Below are 24,285 nucleotides of genomic sequence, written 5' to 3' on the forward strand. Positions count from 1 at the left end.
GCCGGGCTTTTTAGTGTTGCCGATGCAGATCAAGGCACCAGTTTGTCCAGCAACGCCTTGTCACGCACCGCGCCCTTGTCAGCGCTGGTCGCCAGCAGGGCGTAGGCCTTGAGGGCGGTGGTCACTTTGCGTGGACGCGACTCGACAGGTTTCCAGCCTTTCTTGTCCTGTTCGGTGCGACGCTCGGCCATCTCGGCATCGTCGATCAGCAGGTTGATCGAGCGATTGGGGATGTCGATCAGCACCTTGTCACCGTCGCGCACCAGACCGATCGCTCCGCCTGCCGCAGCTTCCGGTGAGGCGTGGCCGATGGACAGGCCGGACGTACCGCCCGAGAAGCGGCCATCAGTCAGCAGTGCGCAATCCTTGCCCAGCCCCTTGGACTTCAGGTAGGACGTCGGGTAGAGCATTTCCTGCATGCCCGGGCCGCCTTTCGGGCCTTCGTAGCGGATGATGACAATGTCGCCCGCTTTGACTTCGTCAGCGAGAATCCCGCGCACCGCGCTGTCCTGGCTTTCGAAGATCTTCGCGTTGCCTTCGAAGACGTGGATCGACTCGTCGACGCCAGCGGTTTTCACCACGCAGCCGTCCAGTGCGATGTTGCCGTACAGCACGGCCAGGCCACCTTCTTGCGAATAGGCGTGCTGGACGCTACGGATGCAGCCGTTTTCACGGTCAGCATCCAGGCTGTCCCAGCGGGTCGACTGGCTGAACGCGGTCTGCGTCGGGATGCCCGCCGGGCCTGCCTTGAAGAAGGTGTGCACGGCCTCGTCGTCAGTCTGGGTGATGTCCCATTTGGCGATGCCTTCAGCCAGGGTCTTGCTGTGTACGGTCGGCAGGTCGGTGTGCAGCAGGCCGCCACGAGCCAGCTCGCCGAGGATGCTGAAGATCCCGCCCGCGCGGTGCACGTCTTCCATGTGGTACTTCTGGATGTTCGGCGCGACCTTGCACAGCTGCGGCACCTTGCGCGACAGGCGGTCGATGTGGCGCAGGTCGAAGTCGATCTCGGCTTCCTGAGCAGCGGCCAGCAAGTGCAGGATGGTGTTGGTCGAACCGCCCATGGCGATGTCCAGCGTCATGGCGTTCTCGAACGCCTTGAAGTTGGCGATGTTGCGCGGCAACACCGAGTCATCGTTTTCCTTGTAGTACTGACGGCACAGGTCAACGATGGTGCGGCCGGCCTGCAGGAACAGTTGCTCGCGGTCGCTGTGGGTGGCGAGTGCGGAACCGTTGCCCGGCAGGGCCAGACCCAGTGCTTCGGTCAGGCAGTTCATCGAGTTGGCGGTGAACATGCCGGAACACGACCCGCAGGTCGGACAGGCGCTGCGCTCGTACTCGGCGACTTTTTCGTCACTGGCTGTCGAGTCGGCGGCGATGACCATCGCATCGACCAGATCCAGGCCATGGCTGGCCAGCTTGGTCTTGCCCGCTTCCATTGGCCCACCGGAGACGAAGATCACCGGAATGTTCAGGCGCAACGACGCCATCAGCATGCCCGGGGTGATCTTGTCGCAGTTGGAAATGCACACGATGGCGTCGGCGCAATGCGCATTGACCATGTACTCGACCGAGTCGGCAATGATCTCGCGGCTCGGCAGCGAATAGAGCATCCCGTCGTGACCCATGGCGATGCCATCGTCGACCGCAATGGTGTTGAATTCCTTGGCCACGCCACCGGCGCGCTCGACTTCACGCGCGACCAGCTGGCCCATGTCCTTGAGGTGGACGTGGCCGGGTACGAACTGGGTGAAGGAGTTGGCGATGGCGATGATCGGTTTCTTGAAGTCTTCGTCCTTCATGCCCGTGGCGCGCCACAGGGCACGGGCGCCGGCCATGTTACGGCCGTGGGTGGACGTTTTCGAGCGGTAATCAGGCATTGAAACACTCCGGCAAAAATAAGGCTGATCAGGAAGGGAGTGAGCTTCTATTGACGTCGCGGACGAGCGGCAGTGACCGCAGGCAGCGAAGAAACCGAACACCACGGGATCACCGTGTATTCGGCCTGAGCTCATAAACCCGCCGGGGATGACTGGCGATGAATAGCGCCGATTCTACACCGCCGGGTGGTTTGGTGGGGTCCGAATATCGGTCTTGGCACGGCGTTGCAAATCCCGATGGACAAAAGGCTGTCAGCCCATCTATCTTCCTCGACAGGCCGCCTCATGTGGCCACGTCGCTCGGACGGTTCCGGGCGCTTACGTACGCGAGATACTCATGGCAGACCAAGGTTCGCCGCGCCGCTTTGCGCGCATCGATCGACTCCCCCCTTACGTGTTCAACATCACCGCCGAGCTGAAAATGGCTGCTCGTCGTCGCGGTGAGGACATTATCGACCTGAGCATGGGCAACCCCGACGGGGCCACACCGCCGCACATTGTCGAAAAACTGATCACCGTCGCCCAGCGCGAAGACACCCACGGCTACTCCACCTCGCGCGGCATTCCACGCCTGCGTCGGGCGATTTCCAACTGGTACAAGAAGCGCTACGAGGTCGACATCGACCCTGAAAGCGAAGCGATCGTGACCATTGGTTCCAAGGAAGGCCTGGCCCACCTGATGCTCGCCACGCTGGATCAGGGCGACACGGTGCTGGTGCCCAACCCCAGTTACCCGATCCACATCTACGGTGCCGTGATTGCCGGCGCCCAGGTGCGATCGGTGCCGCTGGTGCCAGGCGTGGACTTCTTCGACGAGCTGGAAAAAGCCATTCGCGGCTCGATTCCCAAGCCGAAGATGATGATTCTGGGCTTTCCGTCCAACCCGACTGCGCAATGTGTGGAGCTGGATTTCTTCGAGCGCGTGGTGGCTCTGGCCAAACAGTACGACGTGCTGGTGGTGCATGACCTGGCGTACGCCGACATCGTCTACGATGGCTGGAAAGCCCCGTCGATCATGCAGGTGCCGGGCGCCAAGGACATTGCCGTGGAGTTCTTCACCTTGTCCAAGAGCTACAACATGGCGGGCTGGCGGATTGGCTTCATGGTCGGCAACCCCGAACTGGTGAATGCACTGGCGCGGATCAAGAGTTACCACGACTACGGTACCTTCACGCCACTGCAGGTGGCGGCGATTGCCGCGCTGGAAGGCGATCAGCAGTGCGTGCTCGACATTGCCGAGCAGTATCGCCAGCGCCGCAACGTGCTGGTCAAGGGCTTGCACGAGCTGGGCTGGATGGTCGAGAACCCCAAGGCCTCTATGTACGTCTGGGCGAAGATTCCACAGGCTTATGCGCACCTGGGTTCGCTGGAGTTCGCCAAGAAGCTGCTGGCCGAAGCCAAGGTGTGTGTCTCGCCGGGCATCGGTTTCGGTGAGTACGGCGACGATCATGTGCGCTTCGCCCTGATCGAGAACCAGGACCGCATCCGCCAGGCCGTTCGTGGCATCCGCAGCATGTTCAGGGCCGACGACAAGCTCAAGTCCTGAGTTGCTTCTGAGACACCGCGCCTGCTGACCGACTGCGCTCGGCAGGCGTGGACGCTGCAACCAACCGCCTCTCCACACCTGACCGACAGTCGCCTCGGCAATTTTTGATTTCTGCAAATCGCTGCAGACCGGTATGATCGCGCGCCCCGATACACCCGGAAGCCTGACCTGAAATGAAACCCACCTTGATCGCCGCCGCAGAACTCGATCGCATCGACACCTGGGCCAAATACTCCAGCCACATGTGCGGGGGCTGCGTCTCCAGTTGCTGCACGTTGCCGGTAGAAGTGAAGATCAAGGACCTGATCCGCATCGGCATCGTCGATGAGTTCGAACGCGGCGACCCGGCCAAGAACATCGCCAAGCGTCTGCAGAAAGAAGGCATCGTCGAGCGCTACAACCAGAAGTCCGAGATCTTCACCCTGCAGCGCATGAGCAACAACGACTGCCTGTACCTGGACCGCAAAAGCCGCCTGTGCACAATCTATGACAAGCGCCCGGACACCTGCCGCAACCACCCGAAAGTCGGGCCGCGCCCCGGTTATTGCGCGTACAAGCCCAAAGAAGTCGTGCGTCAGGAAAGCGGCTCACTGAGAAACGCCACGAGCGCGCCAGTGCCAAAATTCTGATTCGTGAAAGGCGGCGCAGCACGCCGGACATCATCGTTATCAATCAAGCCCCGCACAGGGGCTTTTTTGTGCGCGATGGAAAAAGCCTATCGATGTTAATTTTTGTGAAAAATAAAAATACTTCACATTATTTACTCATTGATTCACTATCAAATTCACAGATCAGAACAATAACGTCCGAATGTCGGCTTCACAGGCATCGGCACTGACTTCGAGGATTACTGCATGACTGGCAAAAACGTTGGCGTTATCGGCCTGGGTGCGATGGGTCTGGGCATTGCCCGCTCGTTGCTGCGTAGCGGCTTCACTGTGCATGCCTGTGATGTGCGCACCAGCGTGACCGAAGCATTCGCCCAGGAAGGCGGGGTTGCCTGTGATTCTCCGGCCAGCATGGCCGCTGCCTGCGATGTGATCATCACAGTCGTAGTCAACGCCGAGCAGACCGAAACCGTGCTGTTTGGCGAAAACGGCGCCATTGCCGCCCTGCGTCCAGGCTGCCTGGTCATCGGTTGCGCCACCGTCGCGCCCACCTTCGCCGTCGAACTGGGCGAGCGTCTGGCCGCACAGAACCTGCTGTACCTCGATGCGCCTATCTCCGGCGGTGCCGCCAAGGCTGCCGCAGGTCAGATGACCATGATGACCTCCGGCCCTGCCGAGTCCTACGCCAAGGCAGAAGCCATCCTCAACGGCATGGCCGGCAAGGTCTATCGCCTGGGCGACGTCCACGGTCTGGGTTCGAAAGTCAAAATCATCAATCAGTTGCTCGCGGGTGTACACATCGCCGCCAGTGCCGAAGCCATGGCCCTCGGCCTGCGCGAAGGTGTCGATGCTGATGCGCTGTATGAAGTGATCACCAACAGTGCCGGTAACTCGTGGATGTTCAAAAACCGCGTGCCGCACATCCTCAATGCCGATTACACGCCGCTGTCGGCCGTGGACATCTTCGTCAAGGACCTGGGTCTGGTGCTGGATACCGCACGCAGCAGCAAATTCCCGCTGCCGCTCTCGGCCACCGCGCACCAGATGTTCATGCAGGCATCCAGCGCCGGCTTCGGTCGCGAGGATGACTCGGCCGTGATCAAGATTTTCCCGGGCATCGAGTTGCCGAAAGCCAAGCCAGAAAAAGCCTGAGGAGCGACTGATGAGCCTGAATAACGCTCGCCCGCTGCTGGGCTGCATTGCCGATGACTTCACCGGCGCCACCGACCTGGCCAACATGCTGGTGCGGGGCGGCATGCGCACCGTGCAGAGCATTGGCATCCCCAGCGCCGAGATGGCTGCCGGTCTCGACGCCGACGCGATTGTCATCGCGCTGAAATCGCGTACCACGCCCAGCGCCGACGCGGTGGCTGAATCCCTGGCGGCTCTGGAGTGGCTGCGCGAGCGCGGCTGCGAGCAGATCTTCTTCAAATACTGCTCGACCTTCGATTCCACCGCCGCGGGCAACATCGGCCAGGTCAGCGAAGCACTGCTGGAGCAACTGGGCAGCGATTTCACCCTCGCCTGCCCGGCCTTCCCGGAAAACGGCCGCACGATTTTCCGTGGTCATCTGTTCGTACAGGACCAGTTACTCAGTGAATCGGGCATGCAGAACCACCCGCTGACGCCCATGACCGACGCCAATCTGGTGCGTGTGCTGCAAGCGCAGACCCGCCACAAGGTCGGCCTGTTGCGCTATGACAGCATTGCCCAGGGCGTCGAAGGCGTGCGCAACAGAATTGCCGAGCTGCGCGCCGAAGGTGTGAGCATGGCGATCGCCGATGCCCTGTCGGATGCCGATCTGTACACCCTGGGCGAAGCCTGCGCCGACTTGCCGCTGCTGACCGGTGGCTCGGGGCTGGCGCTGGGCCTGCCGGGTAACTTCCGCAAGGCAGGCAAGCTGCGCGATATCGATGCCGCCAAGCAGGTCGCCATCAGTGGCGGCGAAGTGGTACTGGCGGGTAGCGCATCGGTCGCCACCAACGGTCAGGTTGCGGCCTGGCTGGAAGCCGATCGCCCTGCGCTGCGCATCAATCCGCTGGACCTGGCCGCTGGCAAGCCAGTGGTCGAGCAGGCGCTGGCCTTTGCCAGAGATGCCGGGCAGACCGTATTGATCTACGCCACCAGCACACCGGATGAAGTCAAAGCCGTGCAGAAAGAACTGGGCGTCGAACGCTCCGGAGCCATGGTCGAAGCCGCACTCGGCGAAATCGCCAAAGGGCTGCTGGACGCAGGCGTACGGCGTTTCGTGGTTGCCGGTGGCGAAACTTCCGGTGCCGTGGTTCAGGCACTGGGCGTGCAGTTGCTGCAGATCGGCGCACAGATCGATCCGGGCGTTCCGGCCACGGTGAGCAGCGGCGCACAACCGCTGGCTCTGGCCCTCAAATCCGGCAATTTCGGTGCGCGCGACTTCTTCGCCAAGGCGCTCAAGCAACTGGCGGGGGCGGCCTGATGATCGACGAAAACGCACTGCGTCAGGAAATCTGCGACGTCGGCCGTCTGCTGTATGGCCGTGGCTATACGGTGGGCAGCGCCGGCAACATCAGCGCACGACTCGACGACGGCTGGCTGATTACCCCGACCGACGCCTGCCTGGGCCGCATGGACCCGGCCGATATCGCCAAGGTCAATCTGGCCGGTGAATGGGTGTCCGGCAGCAAGCCGTCCAAGACCCTGGCCCTGCACCGCGAAGTCTACGACCGCAACCCGCAGGTCGGCGGCGTGGTGCATACGCACTCGACGCATCTGGTCGCCCTGACCCTGGCCGGAGTGTGGCAGGAGGACGACATTCTGCCGCCGCTGACGCCGTATCAGGTCATGAAGGTCGGGCATATCCCCTTGATCCCTTACGAACGTCCCGGCTCACCGAAAGTCGCCGAGCGCGTGGCGGAACTGGCCAACAGCGTGCGCGGCGTGATGCTGGAGCGCCTCGGTCCAGTGGTCTGGGAAAGCTCGGTGGCCAAGGCCTGCTATGCCCTGGAGGAGCTGGAAGAGACTGCGCGTCTGTGGCTGATGAGCAACCCCAAACCTGCACCGCTGGACCCGGCGGCGCTTGAAGAGCTGCGTCAGGTGTTCGGCGCCAGGTGGTAACGAGCACACGGTGATCGGGGAGCGCATTGCGCCTCCCGGTCGAAAAACAATAACAACAGGAATCGAGAGCATGACTCACCCCTACCCCGCTGTTTCGTTGTCAGTCTTTACCACCATTGACCGGAGTGCACGGCCATGACGCCGCTCATGTTGATGGTCGTGGCCGGTGCGGGCATCGCACTGCTGTTGTTTCTGGTGCTCAAGTACAAATTCCAGCCCTTCGTCGCCCTGATGCTGGTCAGCATTATCGTGGCGCTGGTCGCCGGTGTTAAACCGGCCGATCTGGTTGCCACCATCGAAGGTGGCATGGGCAAGACGCTCGGCCATATCGCGATCATCATCGCGCTGGGCGCGATGATCGGGCGCATCATCGAGCTGTCCGGCGGGGCCGAAGCACTGGCCAAGACCCTGATCAACCGCTTCGGCAACAAGCGCACGCCTCTGGCGCTGACCGTTGCGGGTTTCATGGTCGGTATTCCGGTGTTCTTCGAGGTCGGCGTGATCATCCTCATGCCGCTGGCTTACGGTGTGGCGCGTGCGGCACGCAAACCGCTGCTGATTTTCGCGCTACCGATGTGCGCCGCACTGCTCGCCGTGCATGCGTTTCTGCCGCCGCACCCTGGCGCTGTTGCCGCTGCCAGCCAGTTGGGCGCGGACCTGGGCCGGGTGCTGATGCTGGGTATTCCGATCGTTGCCGTGCTGTGCATGATCGGCTACTTCGTCGCGGGCCGCATGACCCGCAAGACCTACCCGATGACCGATGACATCCGCGCCGAAGTCTATGGCCCGCACGTCACCAACGAAGACCTGGAAGCCTGGGCCCGTAACGATTATTCCGCTGCGCGCGAAGCGACCGAAACCCGAACAATGGGCGTCGAAGAAAGCGCCAGCAGCTTGGCAAGCAAGCTGCCGCCTGCGCCCGCACCGGGTTTCGGACTGATCATCGCGCTGATCCTGCTGCCGATCGTGCTGATTCTGATGGGCACACTGGCCACCACCATGCTGCCAGCCACGTCCACGCTGCGCGCAGTGCTGACCGTACTGGGTGCCCCCTTGGTTGCGCTGCTGATCGATACCCTGCTGTGCGCCTGGCTGCTGGGCTCACGTCGCGGCTGGAGCCGTACTCAGGTGTCCGATGTGATCGGCTCGGCCTTGCCGGGTGTGGCGATGGTGATCCTGATTGCCGGCGCCGGTGGCGTATTCGGCAAGGTGCTGGTCGACACCGGCATTGGTGCCGTGGTCTCCGAGGCGCTGCGCAACACCGGTCTGCCGGTACTCGCGCTGGGCTTCCTGCTGACCCTCCTGCTGCGCGCCGTCCAGGGCTCGACCACCGTTGCACTGGTCACTACTGCAGGCATTCTCAGCCCGCTGATCGCCACGCTGGACCTGAGCGCCAACCACCTGGCCCTGCTGTGTCTGGCCATGGGCGGTGGCGGTCTGGCCATGTCGCACATCAACGATGCCGGTTACTGGATGTTCACCAAGCTGGCGGGCCTCAACGTCGCCGACGGCTTGCGCACCTGGACCGTACTGGTCACGCTGCTCGGCACACTGGGCTTCGTGATCACCCTGCTGCTTTGGCCATTCGTCTGACCCTTTGAAGACTGGAGTTAACATGCCTCGTTTTGCCGCCAACCTCAGCATGCTGTACCCGCAGCATGATTTTCTTGAGCGCTTCGCCGCAGCCGCTGCCGATGGTTTCGGCGCGGTCGAGTACCTGTTCCCTTACGCCTACGGCACTCAGGAACTCAAGCAGCGCCTGAACGACAACGGTCTGGTGCAGGCGCTGTTCAACGCTCCGCCGGGCGACTGGGAGGCAGGCGAGCGAGGCATTGCAACGCTGCCGGGCCGTGAAGCGGAATTTCGCAGCGGTATCGAGCAGGCCTTGGAATATGCGCAGGTGCTGGGCAATGACCGAGTGCATGTCATGGCTGGCTTGCTGGCCGATGAAAGCTTGCGTGAGCGTCATCAGGCGGTCTATCTGGAAAACCTCGCGTTCGCGGCTGAGCAAGCCAAGGGCGCAGGGGTCACGATTCTGATCGAGCCGATCAACACCCGCGACATGCCGGGCTTCTTCCTCAACCGTCAGGATCAGGCACAGAACATCTGCAAGCTGGTGGGTGCCGACAACCTGAAGGTGCAGTTCGACTGCTACCACTGCCAGATCGTCGAAGGTGACCTGACCAGCAAGCTGCGTCGCGACTTTGCAGGCATTGGTCATATTCAGATCGCCGGGGTACCGGATCGCCATGAGCCGGACCTGGGCGAACTGAACTGCGAGCACCTGTTCAACGTCATCGACGAACTGGGCTACAGCGGCTGGATCGGCTGCGAATACCGTCCGAAAGGCGATACCAGCGTGGGTCTGGCGTGGTTGCGCGAGTTACAAGCCAGGGGCTGAAACCAGCAGGATGGACGACGCGGAGCGTCGTGAACGGCATTCCCACGCGGAGCGTGAGGAACGATCATTCTGTAACTGTCGTGCCCGGGAAAACACTATCGTGCGACGCTCCGCGTCGCATGCCGTTCTGGACGCTCCGCGTCCGATCTTGAAGAGGTATCAGTCCTCTACGTCGAACTGGTCCTTGATGTAGCGGATTTCAGTCCGCCCATGCGGCGCAGGCTGACCGTCTTCGTCGAGGTTGACGAAGACAATCTTGTCGACGGTCAGAATGCTCTTGCGGGTGATCTTGTTGCGCACCTGGCATTTTAGGGTGATCGAGGTACGACCGAAATCCGTGGCGGTGATACCCAGTTCGATGATGTCGCCCTGGCGCGAGGCACTGACGAAGTTGATTTCAGAGATGTACTTGGTGACCACCCGCTGATTACCCAGTTGAACGATCGCGTAGATCGCCGCCTCTTCATCGATCCAGCGCAGCAGGCTGCCGCCGAACAACGTGCCGTTGGGGTTGAGGTCTTCGGGCTTTACCCACTTGCGGGTGTGGAAATTCATGGTCACTCCTGAGCGTCTGGCCGATGGATAGCTGCATGATGGCAGAGCCGGCGACCCGCGCCCATGCCTGCGTGATAGCGACTGTGCATCGACCCTATTACAGACAGATGGCAATTGGATGGCCTTTAAACCGACAGAAAGCCTTGGGTAGAATCGCGAGCACCGCTATACTGCCAAACGTTTCAAAACGGTCATCTACGCTTGATACCGTTCCCGCCACCTGTCCGAGGGGCGCTGCAGCAGGTTTTCCCTGTCAGGCTCGGATGGGGCGTTGTTTGCCAGGACGATCCTCGACCGGCAAACCTTAAACGCACAACGGCGCCCATTCGCATTTTTATGGAATGGAGACTCTCAATGAGTGCTGTAATGACGCCCGCAGAATTCAATGACTACAAGGTTGCCGATATTTCCCTGGCCGCCTGGGGTCGCCGCGAAACCATCATCGCCGAATCCGAAATGCCTGCCCTGATGGGTCTGCGTCGCAAATACGCTGGTGATCAGCCGCTGAAAGGCGCGAAGATTCTCGGCTGCATCCACATGACCATTCAGACCGCCGTACTGATCGAAACCCTGGTTGCCCTGGGTGCCGAAGTTCGCTGGTCGTCGTGCAACATTTTCTCCACTCAGGACCAGGCTGCTGCGGCCATCGCTGCTGCCGGCATTCCTGTGTTCGCCTGGAAAGGCGAAACCGAAGAAGAATACGAGTGGTGCATCGAGCAGACCATCCTCAAGGATGGCCAGCCATGGGACGCCAACATGATCCTCGACGATGGCGGCGACCTGACCGAGATCATCCACAAGAAATACCCGGCGATGCTGGACAAGATCCACGGCGTCACCGAAGAAACCACCACTGGCGTTCACCGCCTGCTGGACATGCTGGCCAAGGGTGAGCTGAAAATCCCGGCCATCAACGTCAATGACTCGGTGACCAAGAGCAAGAACGACAACAAGTACGGCTGCCGTCACAGCCTGAACGACGCCATCAAGCGCGGCACCGACCACTTGCTGTCCGGCAAGCAGGCGCTGGTGATCGGCTACGGTGACGTGGGCAAGGGCTCGGCCCAGTCCCTGCGTCAGGAAGGCATGATCGTCAAAGTGACCGAAGTCGACCCGATCTGCGCCATGCAGGCCTGCATGGACGGTTTCGAGCTGGTTTCGCCGTTCATCGACGGTGAGAACGACGGCACCGAAGCGAGCATCGACAAGGCACTGTTGGGCAAGATCGACCTGATCGTGACCACCACCGGTAACGTCAACGTTTGCGACTCCAACATGCTCAAGGCGCTGAAAAAGCGCGCTGTGGTGTGCAACATCGGTCACTTCGACAACGAAATCGACACCGCTTTCATGCGCAAGAACTGGGCATGGGAAGAAGTGAAGCCACAGGTTCACAAGATCCATCGTACCGGCCCAGGCTCGTTCGACGCACAGAACGACGACTACCTGATCCTGCTGGCCGAAGGCCGTCTGGTAAACCTGGGTAACGCCACTGGCCACCCAAGCCGCATCATGGATGGCTCGTTCGCCAACCAGGTTCTGGCGCAGATCTTCCTCTTCGAGCAGAAGTACGCCGACCTGGCACCGGCCAAGAAAGCCGAGCGTCTGACCGTTGAAGTGCTGCCGAAGAAACTCGACGAAGAAGTGGCCCTGGAAATGGTCCGCGGCTTCGGCGGCGTTGTGACCAAGCTGACCAAGACCCAGGCCGATTACATCGGCGTGACCGTCGAAGGTCCGTTCAAGCCGCACGCGTATCGCTACTGATTGAGCAGGCTCGGTCCGCTTCTTACGCAGAAGCGGATCGAGCGTGATCAGCCATCACCGGCAGCACTCGCTGCCCCGGTGATGCTCAGTATCTGAAGGCCGTTCCGGCCTTTTCGCGAACAAGTTCGCTCCTACAACGAGATCGGCTCCATGTCTCAAGAACGCCGCTTCAGCTTCGAGTTCTTTCCTACCAAGACCGACGCTGGACATGAAAAGCTGCTGACCGTTGCTCGTCAGCTCGCTACGTACAACCCCGATTTTTTCTCCTGCACCTATGGTGCCGGTGGCTCGACCCGCGACCGCACGCTCAATACCGTGCTGCAGCTGGAAAACGAGATCAAAGTCCCTGCTGCACCGCATTTGTCCTGCGTGGGCGACAGCAAGGACGACCTGCGCAACCTGTTGACGCAGTACAAGGATGCGGGCATCAAACGCATCGTGGCACTGCGCGGCGACCTGCCTTCCGGCATGGGCATGGCCAGCGGTGAGCTGCGTCACGCGAATGACCTGGTGAGCTTCATTCGCCAGGAAAGCGGCAGCCATTTCCACATCGAAGTCGCCGCCTACCCGGAAATGCATCCGCAGGCGCGCAATTTCGAAGACGACCTCAAGCACTTCGTCAACAAGGCCAACGCCGGCGCCGACAGTGCGATCACGCAGTACTTCTTCAACGCCGACAGCTATTTCAACTTCGTCGAGCGGGTCGAGAAGATGGGCGTCAGCATTCCGATCGTGCCGGGCATCATGCCGATCACCAACTACAGCAAGCTGGCGCGTTTCTCGGATGCCTGCGGTGCGGAAATCCCGCGCTGGATCCGCAAACAGCTGGAAGCCTACGGCGATGACGTGCAAAGCATCCAGGCGTTTGGCGAAGAAGTCATCACGCAGATGTGCGAACGACTGCTGCAAGGCGGCGCCCCCGGCCTGCATTTCTACACGCTGAACCAGGCAGAACCGAGCCTGGCGGTGTGGAACAACCTGCAACTGCCACGCTGAAAACGGCTGCGGCACCGCGGTCCGACCGGTAATTTCCGGGGGATCGCGGCCTCATACACCGTTGGGCAGCAGGAAAGCGGCGTATTGCGCTCGCTCTGTTATACTCCAGCCTTCCCGCCAGGCTTACGCCCGGACGCCCGGTCTTGCAATCGTCATCCGTTCACGCCAACAGCGCAATTTTCATCAAGCGCAGACGTCACGGAATGCACTGAAGACCCGGCAGGACCGGACGGGATCGCGTTGTCTTTACACGCCATTCGCGCCAGGCAAGACATCCCTTGAGCTTAAGCTCCAACAGAACAGGATTACTCATGTCCTTTGCTTCCCTCGGTCTCTCCGAGGCTTTAGTCCGCGCCATCGAGGCAGCGGGCTATACCCAGCCTACCCCCGTGCAACAGCGGGCCATTCCCGCCGTGTTGCAAGGTCGCGACCTGATGGTTGCGGCACAGACCGGTACTGGTAAAACCGGTGGTTTCGCCCTCCCTATTCTGGAGCGGCTGTTTCCCAATGGTGTTCCGGACAAATCCCAGCGTCACGGCCCGCGTCAACCACGCGTTCTGGTCCTGACCCCGACCCGCGAACTGGCCGCACAGGTGCACGAGAGCTTCAAGCTCTATGCCCGCGACCTGAAATTCGTCAGCGCCTGCATCTTCGGCGGCGTCGGCATGAACCCTCAGGTTCAGGCCATGTCCCGTGGTGTGGACGTCCTGGTGGCCTGCCCTGGCCGCCTGCTCGACCTGGCCGGTCAAGGCAGTGTCGACTTGTCCCACGTCGAAATCCTGGTGCTCGATGAAGCAGACCGGATGCTCGACATGGGCTTCGTGCATGACGTCAAGAAGGTCCTCGCGCGGCTGCCGGCCAAGCGCCAGAACCTGCTGTTCTCGGCTACCTTCTCCAATGACATCACGTCGTTGGCCGGCAAGCTGCTGCACAACCCAGAGCGCATCGAAGTCACGCCGCCGAACACCACGGTCGAGCGTATCGAGCAACGGGTTTTCCGCCTGGCAGCCAACCACAAGCGTTCGCTGCTCGCGCATTTGATCACTGTCGGCGCCTGGGAACAGGTGCTGGTCTTCACCCGCACCAAGCACGGTGCCAACCGTCTGGCCGAGTACCTGGACAAGCACGGCCTCGCGGCTGTCGCGATCCACGGCAACAAGAGCCAGAACGCCCGTACCAAGGCTCTGGCCGACTTCAAGGCAGGTGATGTACGCATCATGGTCGCGACCGATATCGCCGCACGCGGCCTGGATATCGACCAGCTGCCGCATGTCGTCAACTTCGAGCTGCCAAACGTCGATGAAGACTACGTTCACCGTATCGGTCGTACCGGCCGGGCCGGTCGTTCAGGTGAAGCCATTTCGCTGGTTGCGCCGGACGAAGAGAAGCTGCTCAAAAGCATCGAGCGCATGACCAAGCAGAAGATCGCCGACGGCGACCTGATGGGCTTCGACATCACAGCAGTCGAGGCTGAGAAGCCGGAAGTGCGTGAGCGTCCGGATGTTCGCAACTCGCGTGGCGCACGCCCTGCACGTGGCGATGGTGACAAGAACAACGGTGGTCGTCGCGACAAGGGCAAGGATAAAGGCAAGGAAAAACCTGCCGCTGCATCCGCTACTGGCGAACGCCCTGCAAGGCAGCCACGCGAAAAAAAACCTCGTGAGGGCACGCCTCGCAGCGAACAGCGTGCATCGCAACCCGCCATACCGCGTCCGGCAGCCGATCGTGCGCCAGACGAGTTTCGCGACGACGAAGTAGACAACTTCGGCAATCGCGCTGACTACGTCAGTCCTTATCAGGGCAAAGGTCAGAACCGTGGTCGTCGCCCTGCTGCCGCGCCTGGTGCAGCCGCACCGGCCGCTGGCGGCGCAGCTCGCCCGGCCAACCAGGGTCGTCCTGCCGGTGGCGCTCGTAACGGCTCCGGCAGCGGCGCACCAAAGCGCAACGGCTCGGGTTCATCGGCACCACGCTCGCGTGATGGTCAGCCACGTGGCCGTCGTCCGGCACGTGAAGACCAGCCTTTGCCACGTGAAGGTCAGGAGCCAGCCGCACGCGCACCACGCGACGGCCAGCCTCAGCCGAAGATCGTGCACAAGGAATCCAAGATCGACCGTTTCCCGTCTGCCGAGCAACTGGACCAGTTGCCGAGCCGCCCACGCGGTGAAAAACCGGCCCTGCTGACCCGCAACCGCGACAGCTGACAGCCACGCAACACTAAAAACGCCCCGACCTGTTCGGGGCGTTTTTGTTTGTGGGCCCGGAGGATGTTGATCATCGCTCCCACGCTCCGCGTGGTAGCGCAGCCCTGGACGCTCCGCGTCCGATCTTAAGCGGGTGGCGCAGCGCCGATCTGTGACGCAGAGCGTCACGAAATGCATGCCAACGCGGAGCATTGGCACGATAGTCATCTCAGGAAGTTTCATCGCACCCACAAAAACGCCGACCCAAGGGTCGGCGTTCTGTCGATCAAGCGTGCAATTACTTCTTCTGTACGCCTTCGAAGCTGATGTCCAGATCCAGCGTCTGCGACGTCGGGCCTGGGCCCTTGATGCCGAAGTCGTTCAGGTTCAGCGTCGAAGTACCGTTGAAGCCGGCACGGTAGCCGCCCCACGGATCCTTGCCTTCGCCGTTGAAGGTTGCCTTGATGACGATTGGCTTGGTCACGCCGTGCAGGGTCAGGTCGCCAGTGACGTCAGCCGTTTTCTCGCCAGTCGATTTGACTGCGGTGGAAACGAATTTGGCTTCCGGGTATTTGGCAACGTCCAGGAAATCCTTGCTGGAGATGTGCTTGTCGCGCTCGGCGTGGTTGGTGAACAGGCTGGCGGTTTTCAGCTCGACATTGATTTTGCTGGCTTCAGGCTTGGCAGCGTCGAAGCTGAACGTGCCGTCCCAGTCCTTGAAGGTACCGTGAATGAAGCTGTAGCCCAGGTGGCTGATCTTGAAGTCAACGAATGCGTGTTGACCTTCCTTGTCGATAACGTAGTCGGCGGCCATGGCCTGGCCAGCAGACAACAGTGCGGTACCCAGAGCCAGAGCGGCGAGAGACTTCTTCAACATGCTTTTATTCCCGTTTTGGTTGAACAATCAATTACGACCCAGCATGCGCTTGAGGGTCACATCGCGATCGATGAAGTGGTGTTTCAATGCAGCAAGACCATGGAGCCCCGCGAATATCACGATGACCCAGGCCAGATACAGGTGAATCCAGCCCGCCGTTTCTGCCTGATCAGGAAGGCCCGAAACCAGCGCGGGCACATCGAACAGGCCGAATACCGGAATCCCCACGCCGTCGGCGGTGGAAATGAGATACCCGGCGAACATCACGGCAAACAGTGCGACGTACAAAAACAGATGGCCGAATGCAGCACCGATGCGCGTCAACTTACTGTAGCTGGTCAACGGCGGCGGTGGCGGACTGAGCAGACGCCAGACCACGCGGATCAGCATGATCGCAAACAGCGTGATGCCGATGCTCTTGTGCAGATCAGGGCCCGCCTTGCGCCACGTATCGTAGTAATCCAGCCCGACCATCCACAGCCCCAGCGCAAACATTCCAAACACGACAGCAGCCACACCCCAGTGCAGCACCATGCTGACCAGACCGTAGCGAGAGGATGAATTACGTAGCTGCATTACCAGTACCTTGTCAGAAGTGTTACCAGACTAGCTTTTTATCTATCGAATGAAAGCGCAAAATTTCGCTCGGACGTATCGAACAATACGATAGGTCTGGTGGGCAGTTCGTACCTCGATTCTGTTGCTTCCCTCAACACCTGAACCACTGTTCAGCAGTGTCAGGCTGTCCGCGCTGCAGCAGCATCCCGATAATTTGCCGTCAGTAACACTTTGCAATGACCATCGGCCTTTCGATGCCGATGAACGGCACCATCAGGCCTGAGCACAGGGATAGAACGAATCGAGCACGCATAAAAAAAGGGATGCGGTATGAACCGCATCCCTTTCAGTCAGCCATCGGACGGTCAGTTATTGGCGTCTGCAGGCGCTGCTTCAGCAGGGGTCTTGGCGGGAGCCGGTTTGCTCTGAGCCTTTTTCGCGGCCTCTTTTTTGGCCGCTTCCTTCTTCGCAGCCTCTTTTTTAGCCGCTTCTTTCCTGGCCGCTTCCTTGCTCTGCACTTTCTTCGCAGGCTCGGCCTTGGTCGCCGGCTTCTTCGCTGGCTCGGCTTTTACCGATGGCTTGGCAGGCTGGACAACCGGCGCAACCACGGGTGCCGGAGCGGCAGCCGGTGCAGGCGCTGGGGCAGGCTCTACAGCCTTCTCTACCGGCGCAGGGGCCGGGGCCGGGGCCGGGGCCGGGGCCGGTGCCGGTGCTTCACCACCACCGAACAGGCGCGAGAAGAAGCCTGGCTTGTCAGCCTGCGGCTTGGCGGGTTCGGCCGGCTTGTCGGAGGAACCACCGAACAGATTGCTGAAGAAATTGCCTTCGGACTTCTGCGAAGCCGGGGCTGGTGCTTTCGGCGGTGCAACCTTGACCGGTTCGAACGACTTGCCAGCGGCCAGATCCTGCACCTGACCGGCTGCACGCTGACCACTGCGCAGGGCGCCTTCCAGAGTGCCGGGGTACAAGGTGTCGGTGTGCTCGCCAGCAAAGGCTACACGCAGAATCGGCCGTTCCCACAGACGCCAGTATTTGCTGATCTGACCGGGGCCGAACGCCAGGTAAGAACCGCCAGTGGACGGATCGACGCTGTAGCGGCGGATTTCATAGCCGGTGTACGCACCGCGTGCTTCAGGGTAGAACGCATGCAGACGGATCAGCACCTGATCGACCATCTGCTTGTCGCCGAAGGCCTGCATGATGCGCGCGTTGTCGCCCGACAGGTTGATCACCACGTTGGCGCCACCTTTAAGCGCCGGCTCTACCCACAACATGCCCAGACCGGTGTTACTGAACACTTCACCGGACATGCGCGCCTTGCTGTCCCAGACCGGGGTCTTGAACTTGAGCATGATCTGGTCGCGCCAGCCATAGTTTGTGCTCTTGATCGCGCCCATGTGCTGAGCGTCCAGTGCAGGTGTCATCTGGATCTTGCCCAGCGAACGCAACGGCACGGCCATGACCACGTAATCCGCCGTGTAGCTGGTCGCGCCAGCCTTGACGGTGACCTTGTCCTTCTCCTGGACGACTGCCGTCACCGGCGAGTTGGTCTTGACGGTCTTGAGTTGCTTGACGAACGCCTGGGTCAGCACCGCACTGCCTCCGGGCAGGCGCGCAGCACGCAAGTCACGCTCGTCAACCGAGCGATAAACCCGCGATTGCTGGGCGAGGTACAGCAGCGACAGGCGCGAAGGCTCGTCGTAGCGGGTACGGATCTGCTGGTTGATCAACTGATGCGCCGTAGCAGGCAGGTTCAGACGGTCCAGCCAGTTGGCGACGTTGATCTGGTCCAGCGCAAACAGCGTGCTGTTGGACGCCGGATTTTCCGGGTCGTCAACCGAACGCGCGAGGTTGTCCAGCGTGTCGTTGTAGCGCTTGATGGCTTCGGCGGTCGCCGGCTGTTTGACGGCCAGGTCAGCCTGGGTGAAGTACACGCCGTCGATCAGGTAGCTGGGCGTGCGCACGAATTCAGGCGCGGGCACGGTCGTCAGCTTGAAGCTGTCCAGGTAGCGGTTCAGCACAGGCTGAGCCTTGGTGTTGCCGATCCACTCGCTGGTCGCCAGACCGGAGCGTCCACCCAGACTCGGCTTGGCTTCCAGCACCGTCACCTGCCAGCCTTTGGCCTGCAGTTCATAGGCGGCAGTCAAACCTGCCAGACCACCACCGACGACAATGGCGGTTCGTTGTTTTTCATCGGCGAGCGTCGAAACGCTGACCAACCCTGCCACTATCAGCGCACAGGCGCGCAGCCAACCAGAAAGCATTCGGCGAACTCCAGAAAACATAGGGAAGATAGGGCAAGTCAGCCCGACACATCGACTCGCTGCGCAGGATACGCGAGCCATCAAATAGCCGCCAGCAATGTCCATCGCCCGTTAAAACTGCATCAAAGGTTGTTCCGCAGCCGGGCATTGCATAGGCTTGCGCGATTGTTCGTCCTCGCATCAGGCGAGTCGCTACCCGGAGATTGAAAATGGGCCTCAATGACCAGTGGATGCAGCGTGACCTGAAGGTCCTGTGGCACCCCTGCACCCAGATGAAAGACCACGAAAATCTGCCGTTGATACCGATCAAGCGTGGTGAAGGCGTATGGCTTGAAGACTTCGAGGGCAAGCGTTATCTGGACGCTGTCAGCTCTTGGTGGGTCAACGTTTTCGGACACGCCAACCCGCGCATCAATCAGCGCATCAAGGATCAGGTCGACCAGCTGGAGCATGTGATCCTCGCCGGTTTCAGCCATCAGCCAGTGATCGAACTGTCCGAACGGCTGGTCAAACTCACGCCCGAGGGCCTGACCCGCTGCTTCTACGCCGATAACGGCTCGTCTTGCATCGAAGTCGCGCTGAAAATGAGCTTTCATTACTGGCTCAATCGCGGCCAGCCGGACAAGAAACGCTTCGTCACCCTGACCAACAGCTACCACGGCGAGACCATGGCGGCGATGTCGGTCGGTGACGTACCGCTGTTCACCGAAACCTACAAGGCGTTGCTGCTCGATACCATCAAAGTGCCGAGCCCCGATTGCTACCACCGCCCGGACGGCATGAGCTGGGAAGAGCATTCGCGCAACATGTTCGTCGCCATGGAGCAGACCCTTGCCGAACACCACGCCAGCGTTGCGGCGGTGATCGTCGAACCGCTGATCCAGGGCGCGGGCGGCATGCGCATGTATCACCCGATCTACCTCAAGCTGCTGCGCGACGCCTGCGACCGCTATGGCGTGCACCTGATCCACGATGAAATCGCTGTCGGTTTCGGCCGTACCGGGACCATGTTCGCCTGCGAACAGGCCGGCATCCGTCCAGACTTCCTATGCCTGTCCAAGGCACTGACCGGTGGCTACCTGCCGCTGGCGGCCTGCCTGACCACCGATGATGTGTACGACGCGTTCTACGACGACTACCCGACCCTGCGTGCGTTCCTGCACTCGCACAGCTACACCGGCAACCCGCTGGCCTGTGCGGCGGCGCTGGCGACCCTGGATATCTTCGAGCAGGACAACGTCATCGAAAACAATAAGGCCCTGGCGCAACGCATGGCGACGGCCACCGCGCACCTGGCCGATCATCCGCATGTCGCGGAAGTGCGTCAGACCGGCATGGCCATCGCCATCGAAATGGTTCAGGACAAGGCGAGCAAAACCGCCTACCCGTGGCAGGAACGCCGCGGCATGAAAGTCTTCCAGCATGCGCTGGAGCGTGGCGCACTGCTGCGGCCACTGGGCAGCGTGGTGTATTTCCTGCCGCCCTATGTGATTACGCCGGAGCAAATCGACTTCCTCGCCGAAGTGGCCAGCGAAGGCATTGATATCGCGACACGTAGCAGCGTCAGCGTTGCCGTGCGCGAGAACTTTCATCCGGACTTCAGGGATCCGGGTTAAAGGCTGGAATTAAATGTAGCCGGACTGGCGCCTTCGCGAGCAAGCTCGCTCCCACTGGCAGGGGCCTGTCCGGGCGACCTTCATTTGCTCGCGAATGCGTCATCACAAAACGAACACCAGAACCGAGACACACCATGAGACTGTCCCGCTTTTTTACTGAAACGCCGCTGAGTCTGGGCGAGCATGAACTGCCTGAGGCCCAGGCGCATTACATCAGCCGCGTGTTGCGCATGACCGAAGGTGACGCGCTGCAACTGTTCGACGGTTCGGGCCAGGAGTTTCGCGGCACCTTGCTGGAAGTCGGCAAGAAGCGCGTGCATGTACAGCTCACCGAGAGCTTTGCCGGGCAGCAAGAGTCAGGCCTGCGCATTCATCTCGGTCAGGGCCTGTCGCGCGGCGAGCGGATGGACTGGGCCATTCAAAAGGCCACCGAACTGGGCGTCAGCGAAATTACGCCGATTGTCAGCGAACGCTGCGAAGTGCGCCTGAAGGACGAACGTGCCGAGAAGCGTCAGGCGCATTGGCAGCAGATCGCAATCAGCGCCTGCGAGCAATGTGGCCGCTCCGTGGTGCCGGTGATTCATGCGCCGATGCCGCTGGCCGAGTGGATCAAGCACACCGAGGCCGACCTGAAACTGGTCCTGCACCCGGTGGCTGAACCTCTGACCAGTCATGACAAGCCTGCCAGCCTGGCTTTTCTGATTGGTCCGGAAGGCGGTCTGAACGATGCGGAAGTCGATCAGGCGCAAGACGCCGGCTTCCACGCCGCACGCCTCGGCCCGCGCGTGCTGCGCACTGAAACCGCTCCCGTGGTCGCGCTCAGCGTGGCGCAACAGCTGTGGGGCGATTTTTGATCATTTGATGCGTCCTCAAACGCGCTGCACGCTCAGAATCAGACACCGGCTCGCTCCCACAAGGATTTGCATTTACCCAGCCATTGAGGCCTGAACCTGGCCACTTTCACAGCACATAAAAACAAATCGCCACGAAGTGCATCAAACTGCCGCCGATGACGAACAGGTGCCAGATACCGTGAAAGTGGCGGATCTGGTCGTAGGCGAAGAACAGGATGCCTACGGTATACAGCACGCCGCCTCCGGCCAGCCAGATGAAACCCGATACACCGAGTGCAGCCAGCAGTGGCTTGACGGCCACCAGCACGATCCAGCCCATCACGGCGTAGATCACGATGGACATGATTCGCGCTTCGGAGCGCGGTTTTATCTCTTGCAGGATGCCGATCAGCGCCAGCCCCCAGACAATTCCGAACAGGGTCCAGCCCCATGCGCCGCGCAATGTCACCAGACAGAACGGGGTGTAGCTGCCGGCAATCATCAGGTAGATCGAAAAGTGGTCGACCTTCTGCATGATCGATTTCGAGCGTCCCTTGACGCTGTGGTAGACCGTCGAGACGCTGTACAGCGTCACCAGACACGCACCATAGATGGCCATGCTGACCACTTTCCAGACATCGCCATGCAGGCTGGCCATGACCAATAGCCAGATCGCACCGACGGCTGCCAGCACAGCGCCGACCAAGTGCGACCAGGCATTGAATTTTTCTCCGTAGTACATCCGCTCGATACCCTCTTGTGGCGAAAACACTGGAAACAGAGACTCCGGGTTATTGAAACAAACCGCAACACCCGTGTCAGTGACGGATATTTTAAGCAGCTATCGACGCATGAGTTGTGCACAATCAGCGCACCTCAACCATAAGCGCCACGACATGCAGATCGATGACGAACTGACGCTCAAGAAACTGGAAATATTCCTGGCCTTCATGCGCACCGGCAATCTGGCACGTGCAGCGGAGGAGCTGCAGACCAGTAACGTCAGCGTGCACCGCGCCATTCATTCGCTGGAAAGTGCGTTGCGTTGCCCGCTGTTCAAGCATGAGGGCCGCAACCTGACGCCGCTGGAAAGCGCGTATGTACTTGAAGAGCGTGCGCAGAAGCTGGTCCAGGACGTGCTCGCCACGGTAGAACTGACCCGTCAGGCGGCAGGCTTCTCAGCGGCGCGGTTTCGCCTGGGGGCGTTGTATTCGCTGACCGTCAAGACCGTGCCGCAGTTGATCATGGGCCTGAAGATCCGCCGCAGCGAGCTGAATATCGACCTGATTCTGGGCTCGAACATGGACCTGCTGTACAAGCTCAAGAACATGGAAGTCGATGCGATGCTGGTGTCACTGGATGAGAGCACCAACGACCCGGACTGCGAGCATCTGGCGCTGTTTTCCGACGACATCTTTCTCGCCGTCCCCACCGACTCACCGTTCGCCGAACACCCTGAAGTGGACCTGGGCGATCTGCGCGAAGCGACGTTCATCACCCTGACCCAAGGCTTTGCCACGCACCGCGACGGGATCCGCGTGTTCCGGCAGGCCGGTTTCGAGCCCAAGGTGGCGATGCAGGTCAATGACATCTTCACCCTGCTGAGCATGGTCAGCTCCGGCGTCGGCTATGCACTGCTGCCGGGAAGAATCGCCGCGGTCTATGAAAACCGCGTGCGCCTGATCCCGTTGCAGAGCCGCTACCGGATGCAGCAACACATCGGCATTGTTTTTCTCAAGTCCAAACAGCGCGATCCCAACCTGCTCGCGCTGTTGGCCGAGTGCCGGATGTACACCAACCGGCTGCTGGAACAGATGACCTGACCTAGGCTCTGTACGAAAAGTCGGCGAACGAAGCATCACCGAGCGCAGCCACTTTTAGTACAGCGCCTAGCCGACGATGGCGCGCACGATGAAGTACAGCACCGATGGCCCGAGCAGGCAGCCCAGACCGGTGTGGAACGTAGCGGTCAGCGCGCCATAAGGCACCAGACGCCGGTCGGTTGCCGCCAGCCCTGCGGTAACGCCGCTGACAGTACCCGCCAGACCACCGAAAACCATCGCCGAGCGCGGATTGTCCAGCCCCATCCAGCGCGCCGCCATGGGCGTGCCGACCATCACCAGAATCGCCTTGATCAGGCCGGTGGCAATCGACAGCGCCATCACATCGGAGGTGGCACCCAGCGCAGCACCGGTCACCGGGCCGACAATGTAGGTCACCGCCCCGGCACCGATAGTGGTCATGCTGATCGCGTCTCGATAACCGAACAACCAGGCAATGCTCGCGCCGACGATAAACGGCAGAATCGTGCCCAGCAGCAAGGCGATGGCGCCGATCAGCCCGGCCTTGCGCGCTTCGGTGGCCTGCACTTCAAAAGCCGTCGCCACGATAGCGAAGTCACGCAGCATCGCCCCGCCCATCAGGCCGATACCGGAAAACAGCGTGATATCCGCCAGCCCTTTCTGGCCGCCGGTCAAGGTGCCGCCGACCCAGGCCAGAATCAGCCCGATGACAATCGCAATGGCCGAACCATGCACCCGGCCGAACGTCAGGCGTTTGGACAGCACCACAGACACCCACATGATGATGCCGACGAAGGCGAATGCGGTGATCAGGCCGTTGTGTTCAAGTCCCTTCTCGATGAGATCCCACATATCAGCGACCTCCAGCCGGGGCGATTTCAGGCGTCAGCAGCGGCTCTTCCTTGGGTAACGGCTCGCCGCGATTGGTACGACTGATCACTGCGATGGTGCAGGCACACAGCACCACCGAACCCACAGCGGCCAACACCGCCACCGGCCCGCCCTTGAGTGCGGTTACAACGTTTTGTTGTGCGGCCATCGCCACCACCACCGGGATGTACAGAGCGCCCCAGAAACCCACGCCCATTTCGCAGTCCTTGCTCATGCCGCCGTGTTTTTCCATCCACAGGCGCGCGCAGATCAACAGGATCATGGCGATCCCGACCCCGCCCACATTGGATTTCACGCCCAGCAGAACGCCGAGCATATCGCCGAGAATCACGCCCGCAAGCGTGCAAATGGCCAGTAGTGCAACACCATAGATAATCATTGTTGTTATTCCTCTGTTTGCATTGCTGAAGTTGTTGTTTTTGTCCTT

Annotated in this window: 21 protein-coding genes and 1 riboswitch; of the genes, 13 read left to right on the top strand and 8 right to left on the bottom strand. The window is 60.9% G+C overall.

All coding sequences use genetic code 11. From position 1 onward, the window contains the following. Positions 1 to 29 precede the first annotated feature (29 nt). Positions 30 to 1,877, bottom strand: a complete 1,848-nt coding sequence (gene ilvD, locus BT119_RS05725; RefSeq protein WP_044308688.1) for a dihydroxy-acid dehydratase — start codon at positions 1,875 to 1,877, stop codon at positions 30 to 32. Positions 1,878 to 2,214: 337 nt separating this feature from the next. Between ilvD and alaC the strand changes: the two genes are divergently transcribed. From alaC to otnI, 7 genes are all read left to right on the top strand, one after another. After that, on the top strand, positions 2,215 to 3,423 hold the full coding sequence (alaC, locus tag BT119_RS05730) for an alanine transaminase (protein ID WP_003346356.1): 1,209 nt from the start codon (positions 2,215 to 2,217) through the stop codon (positions 3,421 to 3,423). A gap of 173 nt (positions 3,424 to 3,596) precedes the next feature. Further along, positions 3,597 to 4,052: a YkgJ family cysteine cluster protein gene (locus BT119_RS05735; RefSeq protein ID WP_002551717.1), complete on the top strand. Its 456-nt coding sequence runs from the start codon at positions 3,597 to 3,599 to the stop codon at positions 4,050 to 4,052. A 225-nt stretch (positions 4,053 to 4,277) separates the two neighbouring features. Then, positions 4,278 to 5,183: an L-threonate dehydrogenase gene (gene ltnD / locus BT119_RS05740; protein WP_072365068.1), complete on the top strand. Its 906-nt coding sequence runs from the start codon at positions 4,278 to 4,280 to the stop codon at positions 5,181 to 5,183. Positions 5,184 to 5,193: 10 nt separating this feature from the next. Continuing rightward, positions 5,194 to 6,483 (top strand): 3-oxo-tetronate kinase, encoded by a 1,290-nt coding sequence (gene otnK, locus BT119_RS05745; protein ID WP_054081278.1) that lies wholly within the window; start codon positions 5,194 to 5,196, stop codon positions 6,481 to 6,483. Next, positions 6,483 to 7,121 (top strand): 3-oxo-tetronate 4-phosphate decarboxylase, encoded by a 639-nt coding sequence (locus BT119_RS05750; protein ID WP_003392253.1) that lies wholly within the window; start codon positions 6,483 to 6,485, stop codon positions 7,119 to 7,121. The genes otnK and BT119_RS05750 overlap by 1 nt, the downstream gene beginning before the upstream one ends. A gap of 135 nt (positions 7,122 to 7,256) precedes the next feature. Continuing rightward, on the top strand, positions 7,257 to 8,714 hold the full coding sequence (locus BT119_RS05755; RefSeq protein ID WP_003432081.1) for a GntP family transporter: 1,458 nt from the start codon (positions 7,257 to 7,259) through the stop codon (positions 8,712 to 8,714). Positions 8,715 to 8,736: 22 nt separating this feature from the next. Next, positions 8,737 to 9,522, top strand: a complete 786-nt coding sequence (gene otnI, locus BT119_RS05760; RefSeq protein WP_072365070.1) for a 2-oxo-tetronate isomerase — start codon at positions 8,737 to 8,739, stop codon at positions 9,520 to 9,522. A gap of 159 nt (positions 9,523 to 9,681) precedes the next feature. Here the strand turns inward: otnI and BT119_RS05765 are convergent, their stop codons facing one another. Then, positions 9,682 to 10,077 carry an acyl-CoA thioesterase gene (locus BT119_RS05765; protein ID WP_003316713.1) on the bottom strand — a complete coding sequence of 132 codons (396 nt, stop codon included), beginning with the start codon at positions 10,075 to 10,077 and terminating at the stop codon, positions 9,682 to 9,684. 220 nt (positions 10,078 to 10,297) lie between these two features. Continuing rightward, positions 10,298 to 10,408: riboswitch (S-adenosyl-L-homocysteine riboswitch) on the top strand. A 23-nt stretch (positions 10,409 to 10,431) separates the two neighbouring features. Here BT119_RS05765 and ahcY point away from each other — a divergent pair. The 3 genes from ahcY to BT119_RS05780 all read left to right on the top strand — a co-directional run bounded on the left by ahcY (position 10,432) and on the right by BT119_RS05780 (position 15,038). Continuing rightward, positions 10,432 to 11,841, top strand: coding sequence for an adenosylhomocysteinase (gene ahcY, locus BT119_RS05770; RefSeq protein WP_003366112.1), 1,410 nt, complete (start codon positions 10,432 to 10,434; stop codon positions 11,839 to 11,841). Positions 11,842 to 11,991: 150 nt separating this feature from the next. Then, a complete protein-coding gene (metF, locus tag BT119_RS05775) occupies positions 11,992 to 12,837 on the top strand; it encodes a methylenetetrahydrofolate reductase [NAD(P)H] (protein WP_044308697.1) in 846 nt (281 codons plus the stop codon). A gap of 311 nt (positions 12,838 to 13,148) precedes the next feature. Then, positions 13,149 to 15,038, top strand: coding sequence for an RNA helicase RhlE2 (locus BT119_RS05780; RefSeq protein WP_003366109.1), 1,890 nt, complete (start codon positions 13,149 to 13,151; stop codon positions 15,036 to 15,038). A gap of 277 nt (positions 15,039 to 15,315) precedes the next feature. On the opposite strand, the gene BT119_RS05790 is transcribed toward BT119_RS05780, so the two are convergent. From BT119_RS05790 to BT119_RS05805, 3 genes are all read right to left on the bottom strand, one after another. Continuing rightward, entirely contained in the window at positions 15,316 to 15,894 is a 579-nt protein-coding gene (locus BT119_RS05790; protein WP_002551707.1) for a YceI family protein, read from the bottom strand. 27 nt (positions 15,895 to 15,921) lie between these two features. After that, a complete protein-coding gene (locus tag BT119_RS05795; RefSeq protein ID WP_002551706.1) occupies positions 15,922 to 16,470 on the bottom strand; it encodes a cytochrome b in 549 nt (182 codons plus the stop codon). A gap of 347 nt (positions 16,471 to 16,817) precedes the next feature. Continuing rightward, positions 16,818 to 18,716, bottom strand: a complete 1,899-nt coding sequence (locus tag BT119_RS05805; protein ID WP_072365072.1) for a flavin monoamine oxidase family protein — start codon at positions 18,714 to 18,716, stop codon at positions 16,818 to 16,820. A gap of 209 nt (positions 18,717 to 18,925) precedes the next feature. Between BT119_RS05805 and BT119_RS05810 the strand changes: the two genes are divergently transcribed. Continuing rightward, the gene (locus BT119_RS05810; protein ID WP_044308700.1) at positions 18,926 to 20,332 is read left to right on the top strand and encodes an adenosylmethionine--8-amino-7-oxononanoate transaminase; all 1,407 of its coding nucleotides are present in this window, start codon (positions 18,926 to 18,928) and stop codon (positions 20,330 to 20,332) included. 134 nt (positions 20,333 to 20,466) lie between these two features. Next, a complete protein-coding gene (locus tag BT119_RS05815; protein WP_003366101.1) occupies positions 20,467 to 21,186 on the top strand; it encodes a 16S rRNA (uracil(1498)-N(3))-methyltransferase in 720 nt (239 codons plus the stop codon). Positions 21,187 to 21,292: 106 nt separating this feature from the next. Here BT119_RS05815 and BT119_RS05820 read toward each other — a convergent pair whose 3' ends face one another. Next, entirely contained in the window at positions 21,293 to 21,907 is a 615-nt protein-coding gene (locus BT119_RS05820) for a PAQR family membrane homeostasis protein TrhA (protein WP_003432091.1), read from the bottom strand. Between the two features lie 154 nt (positions 21,908 to 22,061). Between BT119_RS05820 and BT119_RS05825 the strand changes: the two genes are divergently transcribed. Further along, complete coding sequence (locus BT119_RS05825; protein ID WP_044308702.1) at positions 22,062 to 22,988, top strand: LysR family transcriptional regulator; 927 nt, start codon at positions 22,062 to 22,064, stop codon at positions 22,986 to 22,988. Between the two features lie 66 nt (positions 22,989 to 23,054). Here the strand turns inward: BT119_RS05825 and madM are convergent, their stop codons facing one another. Then, on the bottom strand, positions 23,055 to 23,819 hold the full coding sequence (gene madM, locus BT119_RS05830) for a malonate transporter subunit MadM (RefSeq protein WP_003366094.1): 765 nt from the start codon (positions 23,817 to 23,819) through the stop codon (positions 23,055 to 23,057). 1 nt (position 23,820) lies between these two features. Next, positions 23,821 to 24,237 (bottom strand): malonate transporter subunit MadL, encoded by a 417-nt coding sequence (gene madL / locus BT119_RS05835; RefSeq protein WP_003366092.1) that lies wholly within the window; start codon positions 24,235 to 24,237, stop codon positions 23,821 to 23,823. Positions 24,238 to 24,285: the final 48 nt, after the last annotated feature.

The organism is Pseudomonas sp. NFACC10-1, assembly GCF_900119195.1.
Classification (GTDB): Bacteria; Pseudomonadota; Gammaproteobacteria; order Pseudomonadales; family Pseudomonadaceae; genus Aquipseudomonas; species Aquipseudomonas cerasi.